This window comes from Chitinimonas prasina (assembly GCF_030160395.1).
Classification (GTDB): domain Bacteria; phylum Pseudomonadota; class Gammaproteobacteria; order Burkholderiales; family Chitinimonadaceae; genus Chitinimonas; species Chitinimonas prasina.
In genome coordinates this window covers 1039777-1055453 of sequence record NZ_BSOG01000002.1, presented here as the reverse complement: position 1 = coordinate 1055453, position 15677 = coordinate 1039777, and the positions used below count along the sequence as shown (strand labels likewise).

16 protein-coding genes are annotated in these 15677 nt (G+C 61.7%); 8 read left to right on the top strand and 8 right to left on the bottom strand.

Annotated features, from left to right (window positions below):
- Window positions 1-16: 16 nt before the first annotated feature.
- From QQK16_RS11900 to QQK16_RS11870, 7 genes are all read right to left on the bottom strand, one after another.
- Window positions 17-1663 (bottom strand): ArnT family glycosyltransferase, encoded by a 1647-nt coding sequence (locus QQK16_RS11900; protein WP_284196682.1) that lies wholly within the window; start codon window positions 1661-1663, stop codon window positions 17-19.
- A 273-nt stretch (window positions 1664-1936) separates the two neighbouring features.
- Window positions 1937-2197 carry a type B 50S ribosomal protein L31 gene (locus QQK16_RS11895; protein ID WP_284196681.1) on the bottom strand — a complete coding sequence of 87 codons (261 nt, stop codon included), beginning with the start codon at window positions 2195-2197 and terminating at the stop codon, window positions 1937-1939.
- 276 nt (window positions 2198-2473) lie between these two features.
- Window positions 2474-3724, bottom strand: a complete 1251-nt coding sequence (gene rho / locus QQK16_RS11890; protein ID WP_284196680.1) for a transcription termination factor Rho — start codon at window positions 3722-3724, stop codon at window positions 2474-2476.
- 267 nt (window positions 3725-3991) lie between these two features.
- Window positions 3992-4333, bottom strand: coding sequence for a thioredoxin TrxA (gene trxA, locus QQK16_RS11885; protein WP_284196679.1), 342 nt, complete (start codon window positions 4331-4333; stop codon window positions 3992-3994).
- Between the two features lie 239 nt (window positions 4334-4572).
- Entirely contained in the window at window positions 4573-5937 is a 1365-nt protein-coding gene (gene radA / locus QQK16_RS11880; protein WP_284196678.1) for a DNA repair protein RadA, read from the bottom strand.
- 11 nt (window positions 5938-5948) lie between these two features.
- Window positions 5949-6593 carry a histidine phosphatase family protein gene (locus QQK16_RS11875; protein WP_284196677.1) on the bottom strand — a complete coding sequence of 215 codons (645 nt, stop codon included), beginning with the start codon at window positions 6591-6593 and terminating at the stop codon, window positions 5949-5951.
- 5 nt (window positions 6594-6598) lie between these two features.
- Window positions 6599-7141, bottom strand: a complete 543-nt coding sequence (locus QQK16_RS11870; RefSeq protein WP_284196676.1) for a M15 family metallopeptidase — start codon at window positions 7139-7141, stop codon at window positions 6599-6601.
- Window positions 7142-7334: 193 nt separating this feature from the next.
- On the opposite strand from QQK16_RS11870, the gene QQK16_RS11865 reads away from it, so the two are divergent.
- The 4 genes from QQK16_RS11865 (at window position 7335) to QQK16_RS11850 (ending at window position 11954) form a co-directional block, all read left to right on the top strand.
- Entirely contained in the window at window positions 7335-8765 is a 1431-nt protein-coding gene (locus tag QQK16_RS11865) for an aminotransferase-like domain-containing protein (RefSeq protein ID WP_284196675.1), read from the top strand.
- A 192-nt stretch (window positions 8766-8957) separates the two neighbouring features.
- On the top strand, window positions 8958-10553 hold the full coding sequence (locus tag QQK16_RS11860; RefSeq protein WP_284196674.1) for a pseudouridine synthase: 1596 nt from the start codon (window positions 8958-8960) through the stop codon (window positions 10551-10553).
- A gap of 7 nt (window positions 10554-10560) precedes the next feature.
- Window positions 10561-11118, top strand: coding sequence for a transcription elongation factor GreB (gene greB / locus QQK16_RS11855; protein ID WP_284196673.1), 558 nt, complete (start codon window positions 10561-10563; stop codon window positions 11116-11118).
- 92 nt (window positions 11119-11210) lie between these two features.
- The gene (locus QQK16_RS11850; RefSeq protein WP_284196672.1) at window positions 11211-11954 is read left to right on the top strand and encodes a substrate-binding periplasmic protein; all 744 of its coding nucleotides are present in this window, start codon (window positions 11211-11213) and stop codon (window positions 11952-11954) included.
- A gap of 18 nt (window positions 11955-11972) precedes the next feature.
- Here the strand turns inward: QQK16_RS11850 and QQK16_RS11845 are convergent, their stop codons facing one another.
- A complete protein-coding gene (locus tag QQK16_RS11845; RefSeq protein ID WP_284196671.1) occupies window positions 11973-12602 on the bottom strand; it encodes a LysE/ArgO family amino acid transporter in 630 nt (209 codons plus the stop codon).
- 314 nt (window positions 12603-12916) lie between these two features.
- On the opposite strand from QQK16_RS11845, the gene QQK16_RS11840 reads away from it, so the two are divergent.
- From QQK16_RS11840 to QQK16_RS11825, 4 genes are read left to right on the top strand one after another with little or no spacing between them, the layout of a single operon-like run.
- On the top strand, window positions 12917-13771 hold the full coding sequence (locus tag QQK16_RS11840; protein WP_284196670.1) for a 3',5'-nucleoside bisphosphate phosphatase: 855 nt from the start codon (window positions 12917-12919) through the stop codon (window positions 13769-13771).
- An 18-nt stretch (window positions 13772-13789) separates the two neighbouring features.
- The gene (locus QQK16_RS11835; protein ID WP_284196669.1) at window positions 13790-14410 is read left to right on the top strand and encodes an L-threonylcarbamoyladenylate synthase; all 621 of its coding nucleotides are present in this window, start codon (window positions 13790-13792) and stop codon (window positions 14408-14410) included.
- The gene (locus tag QQK16_RS11830; RefSeq protein WP_284196668.1) at window positions 14410-14955 is read left to right on the top strand and encodes a CPBP family glutamic-type intramembrane protease; all 546 of its coding nucleotides are present in this window, start codon (window positions 14410-14412) and stop codon (window positions 14953-14955) included. The genes QQK16_RS11835 and QQK16_RS11830 overlap by 1 nt, the downstream gene beginning before the upstream one ends.
- 27 nt (window positions 14956-14982) lie before the next feature.
- Window positions 14983-15624, top strand: a complete 642-nt coding sequence (locus QQK16_RS11825) for a site-2 protease family protein (RefSeq protein ID WP_284196667.1) — start codon at window positions 14983-14985, stop codon at window positions 15622-15624.
- Window positions 15625-15677: the final 53 nt, after the last annotated feature.

Here is a 15677-nt window from a genome sequence, read left to right as displayed (position 1 = left end):
CTCGGATGGGAGCGCGTCACGGTGCATCCTGGCGGTATAGATAGAAGCGCTCCTTGCGATCGCCAGGCCGGCTTCCTTGCCAGACCAGTTGCCAGCCGGGCGGCGGATTGAGGGCTTCGCTGCCGCCCTGGCGCAGTAACCAGTCGCAAGCAGGATTGGGGTGGACTTCTCGGCGCAGGGTGGACAAGCCCAGGTAGTAATGCAGGATGGCACGCTGGCTGGCTTGCAGGTTCTCGCTGGCGATACAGCCGGTCTTGGGCAGCGAGGGGGCAATGGTGCGTGCGAAGTCGCGGTAGCTGGTGCGGGCATTGACCCAGTTGCCGGCAATCAGTACCGCCAAGCCCCAGCACAGGGTAATGCCGGCCGCCCAGTTTGTGACTGCTTGCCGACCCACCGGGCGGCGACGCGATACGGCCCATAACCAGGCCAGGGTAAAGCCCAGGCAAAGCAGCAGGGCCAGGATGCTGAAGGTGGGACTGAAGCTGGGGGCCAGTTCCTGAATACGACCGCTGAGCCGCATCGGCAGGCCGAAATGCATGGCCAGCCAGCAGCCCCACAGGAACAAGGCTAACAGGCCGAAGGTCATGACTCCGAACCAGTTGACGAAAGCCGAGGCCCCGCGTCGCAGTACATCCAGACCTACCGCACCTATCCAGGCCAGTGGCGGCAGCAGCAGCAAGGCATAGCCAGCACGGCCGCTATTGGACAACAGCAGGCATAGCAGTGCCAAGGCGGCAGCTACCAGCGGTAGCTGGAAGCGAGGTTGCATCAGGCGCTCACGCTGCATCCAAAGGGTCGCCGCCGCGAGGAACCAGGCGGGCCAGGCAAACCAGGGCAGTAATCGCAGATAGTAGCCGAAGGGGTGGCCCAGTTGCACCTGTGCAAAGCCGCCAAAGAAGCCCAGGGCATAATGATCAAGCCATTGGCCGTAGGCTGCGGTGGAGGCATGGCTGAGGGCCATGGGCCAGGCTGCTACCAGCGGTAGCGCAATAGCCAGCGCAATCAACAGGACAATGCCATAGCGGGGAAAGCGCCAAGCGCGGAAGAGCGGCAGGAGCAGGGCCAGTAGGAGCAGCATAGCGGGTTCGGCCAGACTGCCGGCCAGACCGCAGGTGGCCAGCGCGGCACCCAGTATGGCGGCGGCCGGGTAGGGGCGACGTGGCGCCAGTGCCAGGGCGTAACCACCCCAGCACCAGCCGGCCAGGACGGCCACATCGGTCGTCAGCGCATGCCCAGGTAGCAGCAACCCTGCGCAGCCTATCAGTATCAGTACGGCACTACGGCCATGCCGGCGGCCGATCAGTTCGCGCGCCGTCATGCCGGTTCCCCACAGGGCCAGGGCCATAAAGCAGCCCGTGGCCAGTCGGGCGCCTTCATGCAGGCTGAGCCCTAGCCACTGGCCCAGCCAGGCAAAGCCGGTGGCGACCCAATAGAACAAGGGTGCGCGTTCCACCCAGGCCTCGCCGGCCAGCATGGGCAGGCTGAGGGGATGGCCATCGATGAAATGCCGGACGATATCGGCGACGATGGGTTCATCAGGCTTGAGTGGTTCGAGGCCCAGCAGACCGGGTAGCAGCCAGGCCAGGCATAACAGGAGCAGCAGCCAGGGTTTTTCTGTGGCAGGCGGCAGGTCCTGTTCGTGAGGAGGGGTGTAGGTCAGCATGGTGCAGCGGGTTGGGGCAATGTGCGCAGTCTAGCAGGGAGCTTAAAGCGTGAGGCGTATCGCTTGGTGGGTAGTGGGTGTGGCCACCGTGCCGATAGGCGGGGAAAAAAGGGTATGCAAGCCGAGGGCGCAAACGTAAATGTATGCAGCAAGCGGTTGCCGCCGGTCGTACCGGCAGTACGGTCAGCTCGCGCAACTATGTCAGCAGCTTTGCGCATGGCCGCAAAAACAAAAAAGGCAGCCTGAGCTGCCTTTTTGCATGCGTAGCAGGAATTACTTCTTGCTGTACATGGAGAACTTGTTGTTGAACTTCTCGATACGGCCGGCGGTATCGACGATCTTTTGCTTGCCGGTGTAGAAGGGGTGCGATTCGGACGAAACGTCCAGACGAACCACAGGGTAGTCCTTGCCGTCGGTCCACTTCATGGTTTCGGCGCCACGGGCCTTCATGGTGGTACGGGTCAGGAATTTGAAGTCAACGCTTGCATCAAAGAAGATGATTTCGTTGTATTCGGGGTGAATGCCAGCTTTCATTTCGGGAGTCCCTTAGCTAAAGGTGGGCCTGGGTTGTGCAGTGCCCGGTCTTACGTAGAAAAGTTCGCGATTATGCGACATAGTCCGTTGATTGAGCAAGGTAAAACTTAGCTGCACCCATGGCGTTGCAGCCAAATCAGCTGGTTGGTGATGCCTGGGTGAAGGCGCTGCTGCGAGTCTAGGGGCTATTAAGTCGTGCTGCTGCGGCATGCAAAGTGCTGCAAGCCCAATAAAAAGCGGGTGACAGTGTCACCCGCTTTTTGAACCAGCGTCGCCTTAGCGGCGCATGGAGTCGAAGAAGTCGTTGTTGTTCTTGGTCTGCTTGACCTTGCCCAACAGGAAGTCCATCGCCTCCAGCTCGTCCATCGGATAGAGCAACTTGCGCAGCACCCAGATCTTTTGCAACTGTTCCTGCGGGATCAGCAGCTCTTCGCGGCGGGTGCCGGAACGGTTGACGTTGATGGCCGGGTAGATGCGCTTCTCGGCCATACGGCGATCGAGATGCAGTTCCATGTTGCCGGTACCCTTGAATTCTTCGTAGATCACGTCATCCATACGGCTGCCGGTATCGGTCAGGGCTGTCGCAATGATGGTGAGCGAGCCACCTTCTTCAATATTGCGGGCAGCACCAAAGAAACGCTTGGGCTTTTGCAGGGCGTTGGCGTCCACGCCACCTGTCAGTACCTTGCCGGAGGCAGGGATGACCGTGTTGTAGGCGCGAGCTAGGCGGGTGATGGAATCCAGCAGGATGACCACATCCTTCTTGTGCTCGACCAGGCGCTTGGCCTTCTCGATGACCATTTCGGCAACCTGCACATGGCGGGTAGGTGGCTCGTCAAAGGTCGAGGCCACCACTTCGCCGCGCACAGTACGCGTCATCTCGGTCACTTCTTCCGGGCGCTCATCTATCAGCAGGACGATAAGGATGACATCCGGGTGGTTCGAGGTGATGGCGTGGGCAATATGGGTCAGCATCACCGTCTTGCCTGACTTGGGCGGGGCGACCAGCAAGCCGCGCTGTCCCTTGCCTATGGGGGCAATCAGGTCGATGACGCGACCGGTGATGTTCTCATCGGCCTTAATGTCACGTTCCAGCGTCATGCGCTCGGACGGGAATAGCGGCGTCAGGTTTTCGAACAGGATTTTGTTCTTGGTGGCTTCGGGCGTGTCGTTGTTGACACGGTCCACCTTCACCAGGGCGAAGTAGCGCTCGCCATCCTTGGGCGTGCGTATCTCGCCTTCGATGGTATCGCCGGTGTGCAGGTTGAAGCGACGTATCTGGCTAGGGCTGACGTAGATGTCGTCGGGGCCGGCCAGGTAGCTGGTGTCGGGGCTGCGCAGAAAGCCAAAACCATCGGGCAGCACTTCAAGGGTGCCATCGCCGAAGATGCTCTCGCCTTTCTTGGCCTGGCTTTTCAGCAGGGCGAAGATCAGGTCTTGCTTGCGCATCCGGTTTGCACCGTCGATGTCGGTGGCCATATCGACCAGTTCGGACACGTGTTTGTGCTTGAGATCGGACAAATGCATGTGCGGGTAGACTTTCCAGTCTTGGTGGAGGGAGTTTGTTTTTTGGAGGTAAGGATAGATCGGCTGGGAGCCGGAATCGCCGGAATGGGTTCATCGGCGATTGAACAGGTTTGATCGCAGCTTAGTTGCGGCTTGTGCTGCTGTCAATGCTGAATGCAGGTTCTTGCAACAACGCCGCTGCTTGTGTTGCACAAGTAGCGGCGTTTGAGCCAGCTTGCGGGCATTGTGGCCACCCCATCAGAACGCGGGTGGCGGCATGTGCCTCGTTCAGGCTGCGGCTTGCAGGTGGCTGTCGATAAAGGCCGTCAGTTGCGACTTGGACAGGGCGCCTACCTTGGTGGCAACCACTTCGCCGCCATTGAACAGCATCAGGGTGGGGATGCCACGGATGCCGTACTTGGGCGGGGTAGCCTGGTTCTCGTCGATATTGAGCTTGGATACCTTGAGCTTGCCGCTGTACTCGTTGGCTACCTCATCAAGGATGGGGGCGATCATCTTGCAAGGGCCACACCATTCGGCCCAGTAGTCAACCAGCACAGGGCCGGCAGCCTGCAGGACTTCGGCTTCAAAACTGGCGTCAGAGACGTGATGGATCAGTTCGCTACTCATGGATTTTCTCCGATTCATTGGACGTGGCCGGTGCGAATCCGGCGATGGCTGCATCGTACCCGATTGGGTACTCAACCGAAAAGCAACAACTGATTGATTGTTTATATGGGGGCGATAGCGGGGTGGGTACGATCCAAGTAACGCCTGCTGTTCAGGCTGCTTCGATGCCTAGCGCCAGGGTTTCCCTGGTGCCTGCTCAAGCTTAATTGCCCGGCTATGACCTCAGTGAACAAAGGCGCTCAAGCCTCGCGCAGGGCACCAACCGCCTGTTCCAGCCGTTCCACCGCGATGACGGTCATGCCTGCAATGGGTGCCTTGGGGGCATTTGCCTTGGGGATGATGGCGGTGGTGAAGCCCAGTTTGGCGGCTTCCTTCAGGCGCTCTTGGCCTCGCTGTACTGGCCTGACCTCGCCAGCCAGGCCTACTTCGCCAAACACCACCAGCTTGGCGGGCAGCGGCTTGTTGCGTAGCGAGGAGACGATGGCCAGCAGTACGGCCAGGTCGGCGGCGGGCTCGGCGATGCGTACCCCGCCCACGGCGTTGACGAACACATCCTGATCAAAGCAGGCCACGCCGGCGTGCCGATGCAATACCGCCAGCAGCAAGGCCAGGCGGTTGTTCTCCAAGCCCACGGCCAAGCGCTTGGGGTTGGGGGCGTGTGCTTCATCCACCAAGGCTTGTATTTCTACCAGCAGGGGGCGTGTGCCTTCCTGGGTGACCAGCACGCAGGCGCCGGGTACCGGCTCGGCATGCTGCGACAGGAACAGCGCTGAGGGATTGGTCACCCCGCGCAAGCCCTTGTCGGTCATGGCAAACACACCCAGTTCGTTGACGGCGCCAAAGCGGTTCTTCTGCGCGCGTATCAGGCGGAAGCTGGAATGGGTATCGCCTTCGAAATACAGCACCGCATCGACGATGTGCTCCAGCACGCGCGGGCCGGCGAGGGCGCCATCCTTGGTGACATGGCCGACCAGCAGGATGGTGGTGCCACTGGTCTTGGCATGGCGAGTCAGCTGGGCGGAGCATTCGCGCACCTGTGCGACCGAGCCGGGGGCCGACTGCAGCTGCTCGCTGTAGACCGTCTGGATGGAGTCGATGACCACCATATCGGGTTTTTCGGCCGCCAGCGTCGCCAGTATGGTTTCCATATTGATCTCGGCCAGCAGGCGGACGGGGCCGGCTTCAACTGCCAGGCGGCGGGCGCGCAGGGCGATCTGCTGCGCCGACTCCTCGCCGGACACGTACAACACCTTGTTGTCCTGGCCCAGGTGGGCCAGTACCTGCAAGAGCAGGGTGGATTTGCCGATGCCGGGGTCGCCACCTATCAGAACGACGGCGCCACGCACCAGGCCGCCGCCCAGCACGCGGTCAAACTCCTCGCTACCCGTGGTGGTGCGTGGGGCTTCGGTGGTTTCCACATCATTCAGTGCCTGTACGCCGCCGCCGGCTGCCAGTGCCTGGAATCGGCTGCTGCCAGCGCGGGGTTCGGCCACAATGGATTCGGCCAGGGTGTTCCAGGCATTGCAATGGGGGCACTGGCCTTGCCATTTGGGGTTGCTGCCACCACAGGTGGCGCAGATATAAACAGTTTTGGGCTTGGCCATCGGAGGGGGTATCAGAGTTCGTCAAAGGCTTCGGTTTCGAGGTGGGCGATGTCGCCCCATTGCTCGATATGGAAGCGGCCGCCGCCCAGGCGTACCCGGTTGATGCTGGCGTTGTGCAGGCTGTGCTCGCGCTTTTGCGACAGAGTCATGTTCATGGCAGCACGGTAGATGCAGTCGAGCACGCCGCCGTGGGCGACCACGACGACCTGCTGGCCGGCGTGCTGCTCGCCTATCTCGGCCAGGGTATCCAGTACCCGGGCGTTGAAGCCCAGCAGGCTTTCACCGCCCGGCAGGATATGATCGGGCTGGCGCAGCTGCCACAGGCGGAAATCTTCGGGGTGCTGGGTCGCCATTTCCTCTGGCGTCAATGCCGACAGTACACCGTAGTGGCGCTCACGCAGGCCGGTGTGCTGTGCCAGTGGCAGGTTGATCTGGTTGATGATGGCCAGCGCGGTGTCACGAGCACGGCTCAGGTCGCTGCTGAAGACGGCGCTGAACGGGGAGTCCCGATGATCGGCACGCAGTCGCTCGGCCAGTAGCTGGGCCTGCTGGCGGCCTGTGGCATTGAGGCCGATATCGGTATGGCCCTGAAAGCGGCGCTCGGTGTTCCAGGCTGTTTCGCCGTGGCGTATCAGCCAGAAAATGGTATCGGGCATAGTTATCAGATCCGGGAGTTGGCTGGTGCGTGATAGCACCAGTGCCAGGGTTCGTAGGCAATGCCGGCAGGGTTGTCGCGCGGGTAGCTCATGGCAAAACCATAGTCATGGGCGTGCCCGATCAACCAGCTGAATGCGGCGCTCAGTTCAAATGTTTCTTCCAGTACGGCCTCGCCAGGGGCGGTAATGTCCAGTGCGCGGCCGGTATGGTGTTCGCTGTAGCCGGGGGCGGCGCTGACGGCCAGGATGGCTTCCATGGATAGGCCTTGATCCAGCTTGCGACGTATCAGGCCAGCCTGGTAGGCCACGCTGCGGAAGGCAGAAACCAGTTGCAGCACGATACCGTCTGTCAGGGCGGCGGCCTGCATGGTGCGCCAGGCGGCTGCGGTGGCCGGCTCGGCAAACTGATCGCGTCCCAGGCAGTCCAGACCCAGCGGCACCAGCAGCCTAGCCTCTTCCTGCACGACGAGGCCGTGGCGGTAGCCATAGTCGGTGGGTATGCCGAGTTCGGTATGCAGCAGCGCGAGGGGGGGGGCAGCGGTCATCATGACGACGCAGTGTAGCGCGTGTCCCCTCGCTTGGGGGAGGGGATGCAACTGTACTGGTACTTAGCTGCCGGGCTAGCATCCGTATGATCCGCTGGTCTAGCTGTGATAAATCGCACTGGCGCCTTGTTCTTGCTTGCAGGACAATCCCCAGACAGTGCTGGACAGTTTTGTCCGGTCAAGTCGGAGCGTGCAGATGCAACCCTTTATCGTGGATCATGACCTGGCGCAGCCGCTGGTTGAGCAGATAGTCGAACAGTTTATTGCCCGTATCGGCGACAAGAGCCTGCGGGCGGGTAGCCGCCTGCCTTCTATCCGGGGCTTTGCGGCCGAGTACCGTGTCTCCAAGTTCACCGTGGTGGAGGCTTACGACAGGTTGGTGGCGCTGGGTTATGTGCAGTCGCGGCGCGGGGCGGGCTTTTTTGTGGCGACCCGCATGGAGGCGCATACCAACACCCCGATACGACGCGAGCCCCCTTTGCGCCGTTGTGTGGATAGCCTGTGGCTGCTACGGCAGGATGCGCTGACCGCAGACAACGGCATACTCAAGCCTGGCTGCGGCTGGCTGCCGGCTGATTGGATGCCGCAGGCCGAACTGGAGAAGGCCTTACGCGACCTGACGCGCCGGCCCAATGCCAGGCTGACCGCCTATGGCGAGCCGTTTGGCTACCGGCCGTTGCGCCAGCAACTGACGGTACGTATGGCCGAGTTGGAGATTGAGGCAGAGCCAGAACAGATCGTGCTGACCAACGGTGCCATGCAGGCACTGGACTTGATTGCCCGCTATTTCGTCGATGAGGGCGATGCGGTGCTGGTGGATGAGCCAGGGTTCTTCAATGTGTTTGCCAACCAGAAGCTCAATGGTGCCCGGCTTTATGGTGTGCCGCGCACGCCCAATGGCCCCGATGTGGCGGTGCTGGAGGCCTTGCTGGCCGAGCACAAGCCCAAGCTGTTCATTACCAACAGTGTGTTGCACAACCCGACCGGCACCAGCCTGAACCGGGCAACGGCGTTCCGCATCCTGCAACTGGCGGAGAAATACGATCTCACCATCGTTGAGGACGACATCTACAGCGATTTCCAGACCGGCCCCGGTGAGCGCTTGGCGGCGCTGGATCAGCTCAACCGGGTGATCTACATCGGTAGTTTCTCCAAGACACTCTCGGCCAATCTGCGGGTAGGTTTTATCGCGGCGGATGCCAAGCGGGCGCAGGATCTATGCGATCTGAAGCTGCTGACCGGGCTGTCGACCTCCGAGGCGGCGGAGCGGGTGATACATGCCATGCTGACCGAGGGGGCCTATCGCAAGCATATGGAGCGGGTAAAGAGCCATTTGAAGCAGGCTGCCGATCTGGTTTTGCCCAGACTGGAGAGGCTGGGTTTCAGCTTGTGGGCTCAGCCCAGTGGCGGCATGTTCTGCTATGCCCGTCTACCGCATGTGGAGGACACTGCGCCGCTGGCGCAGGCTGCGCTGATGGAAGGTTTGATGCAGGCGCCCGGCGTCTTGTTCTGCCCGCAAAGCGGCGCCACACCTTGGTTGCGCTTCAATGTGGCACACATGCAGGACCCCAGGGTTTGGGGCTGGCTGGAACGTGTGGCGGCAGGAGAGCCCGCTCGCGCGCTATAATGGCTGTAGTCTATACCTCAGACGGTGGCGAAAACCACCGTTCAGCACGCCGGGACCGACACTCGGCCTGCCTCGCATGCCGCTGCTGCGAGGTGGCTCGCGCCCTCAACGGGCTGTCGCCACTTTAGGTATGTCATCTTGTCAGTAGTATGAACGGCGGGTTACACCGCCGTTGTTCATTGGAGTTCCAACATGGCCCCGCCACGCAAACCTGCCCCCAAATCCGCTGCATATGACGGCGCTCCACGTAGTGGTGGACGCGGCCGTCCACCCCAGGGGGACGCTGGTCAGGGCCGCAATGCACCATCTGAACCCGGCCGTGGCCGCAATGCCACCGACAGCAAGCCACCGCGCGGGCCGCGCAGCGCTGCCCCGGCGGGACGTTACGAAGAGGCGCCGCGCGAAGGTCGTCGTGGCGCACCGGGCGAGCAGGGGCGTGGCCGCGCCGGCGGTGATTCCCAGGCCCCACGCGGGCCACGTAGTGCCGCGCCGGCCGGGCGTTATGAAGAAGCAAGCCGTGACGGCCGCCGTGGCGTACCGGCTGAGCAGGGGCGTGGCCGTGCGGGTAGCGATGCCCAGGCACCGCGCGGACCGCGCAGTGCTGCGCCGGCAGGTCGCTACGAAGAAATGCCGCGCGATGGTCGCCGTGCGGCGCCTGCAGATAGCAAGCCCCCACGTGGTCCGCGTGGTGCGGCTCAGGCGGGACGCAGTGCCGATCAGCGTAATCCGGAAGGGCGTACCACCACAGGTAGCCGCGTGCCTCGCAACGCGCCTGCAGCAGCAGGCGGTGACGACTTGCGCAGCCATGGCTTTGGCAGCATAGACAAACAGCGCCACCCTGGTGCCGGACAGCCCCAGGACGCCGAGGCGCGCCGTGAGGCCCGCAAGGCCGCCGGGCGCAAGCCACCGGTCAATATCGCCGAGCTGCCGGTGGAGCCGGCCAAGAAGCTGCGCATGCGGCACGGTAGCGAGAAGCACGAGCGCCAGGCACTGGAGCTGCGTGAGAAGCGGGTGGAAGCACGCCATATCGGCGAGCTGCGGATACAGAAGGCGTTGGCCCTGTCGGGCGTGGGCTCGCGTCGTGATTGCGATGAATGGGTGTCGGCCGGACGCGTCAGCATCAACGGTGAGATCGTGCAGCCCGGCGCCCGTGTGGCACCTGGCGACCGCGTGCTGTTTGATGGCAAGCCCATACTGATCAAGTGGCCTGATCGTCTGCCCCGTATCGTGCTGTACCACAAGCAGGAGGGTGAGCTGGTCAGCCGCGATGACCCGGCTGGCCGCACGACGGTGTTCGAGCGCCTGCCCAAGGTGCAAAGCTCCGCCTGGATTGCCGTGGGCCGGCTGGATTTCAATACCTCGGGTCTGCTGATCTTCACGACCTCGGGTGACCTGGCCAATCGCCTGATGCATCCCCGCTTCGAGGTTCAGCGCGAATACGCCGTGCGCATCCTGGGGCAACTGAGTGACGAGCAGAAAAAAGAGCTGGTCACTGGGATCGAGCTGGAGGATGGTACGGCCCGCTTCGAAGTGCTGGAGGATCAGGGGGGCGAAGGCATGAACCACTGGTATCGCGTCATCCTGAAGGAAGGCCGTAATCGTGAAGTGCGACGGATGTTCGAGCATTACGAACTGACGGTGTCGCGCCTGATGCGGGTCCGGTTTGGCATGCTGACGCTGCCCTCGCGGCTTAAGCGCGGCCAGTACTATGAGCTGGACGAGCCAGAGGTGCTGGCGGTGCTTAAATGGGCCGGCCTGAGCTTGACTGGCCGGGTGCCTACCCGCTGAGGCTGCCATGAACAAGGCCTTTACCAGGGAGAGTGACGGCGACGAGGACGATGCGCTACCCGAGCATCTGCAACTGCCGCACTCGACCAAGAACTACATGACGCCGGGTGGCTGGAATCGGATGCGGGTGGAACTGCATGATCTGGTCACCAAGGAGCGGCCAGCGCTGACCCAGATGATCAACTGGGCGGCAGGAAATGGGGACCGGTCCGAGAACGGCGATTACATCTATGGCAAGAAGCGTTTGCGCGAGATAGACCGGCGCATCCGCTTTCTGACCAAGCGCATGGAGAATGCCGAAGTGGTCGACCCGGCAATGCGGGAGGCGACTGACCAAGTGTTTTTCTCGGCCACGGTGACAGTATTGCGCGGAAACGGCGAGGAGCAGACCGTCAGCATCGTGGGCGTGGATGAGCTGGATCTGGATAGGGGCCATATCAGCTGGATATCGCCACTGGCCCGCACGCTGCTGAAAGCGCGTGAAGGTGAAACCGTCATTTTGCGTGGCCCTGCCGGCGCCGAAGAGATAGAGATACTGGAAGTACGCTACTGCGATCTGGGTTGACGGGTTCGGCATGCCTTTAGGCGCAAGTGTGACGACCTTGGTTGCGGCCTGACTATCATGTAGTCATTCTGGGGCGTGGCGGAGGGTCTTGCATGTCTGGCTTGCGTGCGTTTCTGTTGGGTTTGCTGGCCTTGTCCTGCAGCGCCGCCGACCTTGATTTGCCCATAGCCACTGGCGAGTGGCCGCCCTTTGTGTCGCAGAAACTGCCGGGCTACGGGCCGGTGGCGCAGCTGGTCAGCGCCGTCTGTGCGGAGATGCAGGTCAAGCCGCGTTTCATCTTCACCAGCTGGCCGCTGGCCGAACGCATGGTGGAGCGCGGTCAGGTATTTGCTGCCTTCCCCTATACCATGACGCCGGATCGGCATCAGCGCTTTGATTTCAGTGCCAGCCTGTTCGACACCCGCAGTGTGCTGTTCTATGACAGGCAGCACTATGCCAGCCCGCCGGTGATCAACACCCTGGACGAGTTGCGCAGCTACCAGGTGGGTGCCATCTACGGTGAGTGGTATGTGGATGAACTGCAGCGGGCCAAGGTGCCGCTGGATATGGGCAATGCCTATGAGCAGTCGCTGGCCAAGCTGCTGGCCGGCCGGGTAGACCTGGTTCCCATGAGCGACCGCTTGGGCCGCTACTACATTGCCAGCCACTTCGCTTCCCAGTCCTCCCGCTTTGGCGCCATCAGCCACCTGCAGGCGCCGAATCCCATTACCAACCACCTGCTGGTATCGCGCCAGTACAGCGGGGCCAAAGCCAGGCTGGCGGCTTTCAATGCTTCCATGGCAAGGCTGCAGCAGCGTGGTGAGCTGGAGGCCCTGCTCAAGGCAGCGGGGCTGTAGCCTGCACCGATTGCCCCGTCAAGCCAGGATACGGGCCGCCAGTGTCGCTGCAATACCCCACATGGTCAGGCCGATCAGCACGTCCAGCACGCGCCAGGCTGCCGGTTTGGCAAACAAAGGGGCCAGCTTGGCAGCACCATAGGCCAGGCAGAAGAACCACACGAAGGATGCCATGATGGCGCCGAATCCAAACGATACGCGTGCGGCACCGGCAGGAAACTGGCTGCCTATGCTGCCCAGCAGGACGACGGTATCGAGATAGACATGGGGATTGAGCAGGCTGAAGCCCAGGGTGGTAACGATCACCTTTTGCCATTGCACCACGCCTTGGCCTTCTGCCGCTTGCAACTGGCCAGGCTGCAGGGCCGCACGCAGCGAACGGGCACCGTACCAGAACAGAAATGCCGCGCCCAGGCCGGCTGCCCAGTTGGCCAGCGCCGGGTGTGCGTTGACCAAGGCGCCAGCCCCTAGCAGGCCGGCGGCGATCAGGATGGCGTCACAGGTGGCGCACGTGAGTGCTGTCAGCAATGGGGCGGCACGCTTGAGCCCCTGTCGCAGTACAAAGGCGTTTTGGGCACCGATGGCCATGATAAGGCCGGCACCGAGGACAAAGCCCTGCAGGGCGATAGGGGCTTGAAAGCTGGACATGGGGTGGTGACCGCAGAGTGAACAACGGACAGCCTAACCGCTGTCGTATCGTGCTCCAAGCACAGCCACGCTGTGTGCAGGCTTGGCTGGGTAGGCGCAGTGACCAGTACAGTTACCTACTCCGCTTGCGTGGGGGCGAGACCGGTAACAATGGTCAGGCTGCCGTTAGGCTATGTATGTCGAGAAATTCCTTTTACATCAGTAACCTGTTGCATGGTGTGATCGCCGGCAGGGTGGCTATCAGCAAACTCACCTGGGTGCTGGCGGTCTGACAGGGGTGGGCTCTGCTAAAATAGTGGTTTGGAGGAAACACCATGCTGCCCGTTGACCTGCACGCTCACTCGAATGTCTCGGACGGCATGCTGCCCCCTCGTGAAGTGGTGGCGCGCGCCCATGGTCGGGGGTGCAAGCTTTTTGCACTGACCGACCATGACGATGTGCGCGGCCTGGGCGATGCGGCTGCCGAAGCGGCCAGTTTGGGCATGCGATTTGTCCCTGGGGTGGAGGTGTCGGTCAGCTGGCGCAAGCACACCTTGCATATTGTCGGGCTGGGGTTCGACCCTGCCCATCCGGCCTTGCTGGCTGGCCTGGCCAGTGTGCGCCAGGGCCGTGATGAACGCGCCGTGCGCATGGACGAAGCCCTGGCGGCAGTCGGGGTGACCGGCGTGTTGGCCGGTGCCCGCAAGTTTGCCGACAACCCTGAGATGATAGGGCGAGCCCATTTTGCCCGGCACCTGATAGAGCGCGGCCTGGCCAAGGACATGAAAGGTGTATTCAAGAAATACCTGGCCCGCGGCAAACCTGGCTACGTTTCGCACCAATGGGCCAGCCTGGAAGATGCTGTAGGCTGGATCAGAACCGCCGGCGGGGTGGCAGTGATCGCACACCCTGGCCGCTATGAGTTCGGCAAGCAGACCATGGGCGAGCTGATAGAGGAATTCAAGGCGGCTGGCGGGGAGGGCATAGAGGTGGTGTCGGGCAGCCATAACCCGGCAGATTTCGAACGTTTTGCCCGCTTGGCGGAAATGCATGGCCTGCTGGCATCGGCCGGTACCGATTACCACGCGACCGGTGAAGGTGCGCGCGAGCCCGGTGTGCTGCCGGATATGCCGCCTGGCCCCGTACCTGTCTGGTCACGCTGGGTGGATGCTGCCGCGCTGGCAAACTGAAGGCAGATCAAGCACACAATGTCCCAATTTTTCGCCATCCATCCCGACAGCCCCCAGCCCCGCCTGATCAAGCAGGCGGTGGAGATCATCCGTAGTGGTGGCCTGGTCGTCTACCCCACCGATTCCTGCTATGCCCTGGGTTGCCATCTTGGTGACAAGGATGCGCTGGAGCGCATACGCCGGATACGCCAGGTCGATGAGAAGCACCACTTTACCTTGATGTGCCGAGATCTATCAGAGTTGGGCACCTATGCCAGGGTGGACAACCGCCAGTTCCGCTATCTCAAGAGCGCCATGCCTGGTCCGTACACGGTGATATTGCAAGCCACCCGCGAGGTGCCGAAGCGCGTGATGCAGGCCAAGCGTGCCACCATCGGTCTGCGGGTGCCGCAGCATCCGGTGGCGCTGGCCTTACTGGACGAACTGGGTGAGCCTTTGCTGACATCTACCTTGCTGCTGCCCGGTGATGAGTGGCCGCCCACGGAGGGCTGGGAAATACGCGAGCGGCTGGAGCACGAGGTGGAACTGGTGATAGATGGCGGCCATTGCGGCACCAACCCCACGACGGTGATCGATCTGCTGGAAGACCCGGTCCTGATACGGCAGGGGGCGGGCGACGCCAGCGTATTCGGCCTGTAATGATGGCAGCCAGCTTGGCCGGTATGGCACAGATGCTGGATACCGGCTTGCAGCGCCTGGCGAGCAAGGGCTTCGTTTATTTCGTCCTGGCGGTCTACAGCCTCAGCTTGCTGGCCAAGATCGTGATAGGTGTACTGCTGTTGCAGGTGGCGCAGGCGGTGGGTCAGCCTGTCCCACTCTATCTGGGCGACGCGCAGCGCAGCCTGTTGCACCTGTTTTTACTCAGCGTCTGCCTGGCGCCCTGGCTGGAAACCCTGCTGCACCAATCGCTACCGCTATGGCTGGCCAGTCGTTTTACCAGCCGCCCCCTATGGCCAGTACTGTTTAGTGCCAGTGTATTTGGCCTGCTGCATTACCATCGTTTCCTGGCGGCCGTGGTCAATGCAGCGGTGGTGGGTGTATTCCTGGCGGCTGCCTACTGGTATCGTGCGCGCCATTCCAAGACTGGGGCCCTGCTGGCCGTGACGGCGGTGCATGCCCTGCATAATAGTCTGGCCTGGCTAGTGACGGCGGCGCAGCGTAATGGGTTTGCCGGAATTAGCTAATCAACAGCTTTGTTATTGGAGTACGCCTTGGAAGACTGGAATTGGATCCAGAAAATCGCAATCTATGCCTTGCCGGTATTGTTTGCCATTACCGTGCATGAGGCAGCGCATGGCTATGCGGCCAGATATTTTGGTGATCGCACCGCTGAGATGCTGGGACGTTTGTCCTTGAACCCGATTCGCCATATAGATCTATTCGGCACCATTCTGGTGCCAGCGCTGGCACTGTTGCTGGGTGGTTTCCTGTTTGGCTGGGCCAAGCCTGTCCCGGTTGATCCTCGTAATCTGAAACAGCCCAAGCGCGACATGTTGTGGGTAGCGGCTGCAGGACCGGCATCGAATCTGCTGATGGCTATAGCCTGGGCCTTGTTGTTTAAGTTTTCTGCAGGCAGTGAGAGCGGCGGATTGATGGAGCCTTTAAGCTATATGGCACTGGCGGGAGTTCAGATCAATGTGGTGCTGATGGTATTAAATCTGTTACCCATACCCCCATTGGATGGTGGCCGAATACTGATTTCCCTGTTGCCAGTCCCTGCAGCACAGGCCGTATCCCGTATCGAGCCCTTCGGTATGATCATCCTCATTGTGCTGATCGTTACGCAGGCGCTGTCGGTCATCATGCTACCGTTTATCGAGCTGACCTACAGTTTCCTCCGCTTTCTTCTCTGACGAATAGCCCATGAAAAACGCCCTGCAAGCCAAGCTTGCAGGGCGTTTTTCAT

Coding starts and splice junctions, on each gene's coding strand:
- QQK16_RS11840 (WP_284196670.1), top strand. CDS start 12,917: ATGCTGCCCGTTGACCTGCACGCTCACTCGAATGTCTCGGACGGCATG.
- rho (WP_284196680.1), bottom strand. CDS start 3,724: ATGCATTTGTCCGATCTCAAGCACAAACACGTGTCCGAACTGGTCGAT.
- QQK16_RS11895 (WP_284196681.1), bottom strand. CDS start 2,197: ATGAAAGCTGGCATTCACCCCGAATACAACGAAATCATCTTCTTTGAT.
- QQK16_RS11900 (WP_284196682.1), bottom strand. CDS start 1,663: ATGCTGACCTACACCCCTCCTCACGAACAGGACCTGCCGCCTGCCACA.
- QQK16_RS11850 (WP_284196672.1), top strand. CDS start 11,211: ATGTCTGGCTTGCGTGCGTTTCTGTTGGGTTTGCTGGCCTTGTCCTGC.
- QQK16_RS11835 (WP_284196669.1), top strand. CDS start 13,790: ATGTCCCAATTTTTCGCCATCCATCCCGACAGCCCCCAGCCCCGCCTG.
- trxA (WP_284196679.1), bottom strand. CDS start 4,333: ATGAGTAGCGAACTGATCCATCACGTCTCTGACGCCAGTTTTGAAGCC.
- QQK16_RS11870 (WP_284196676.1), bottom strand. CDS start 7,141: ATGATGACCGCTGCCCCCCCCCTCGCGCTGCTGCATACCGAACTCGGC.
- QQK16_RS11865 (WP_284196675.1), top strand. CDS start 7,335: ATGCAACCCTTTATCGTGGATCATGACCTGGCGCAGCCGCTGGTTGAG.
- radA (WP_284196678.1), bottom strand. CDS start 5,937: ATGGCCAAGCCCAAAACTGTTTATATCTGCGCCACCTGTGGTGGCAGC.
- QQK16_RS11845 (WP_284196671.1), bottom strand. CDS start 12,602: ATGTCCAGCTTTCAAGCCCCTATCGCCCTGCAGGGCTTTGTCCTCGGT.
- QQK16_RS11875 (WP_284196677.1), bottom strand. CDS start 6,593: ATGCCCGATACCATTTTCTGGCTGATACGCCACGGCGAAACAGCCTGG.
- QQK16_RS11860 (WP_284196674.1), top strand. CDS start 8,958: ATGGCCCCGCCACGCAAACCTGCCCCCAAATCCGCTGCATATGACGGC.
- greB (WP_284196673.1), top strand. CDS start 10,561: ATGAACAAGGCCTTTACCAGGGAGAGTGACGGCGACGAGGACGATGCG.
- QQK16_RS11830 (WP_284196668.1), top strand. CDS start 14,410: ATGATGGCAGCCAGCTTGGCCGGTATGGCACAGATGCTGGATACCGGC.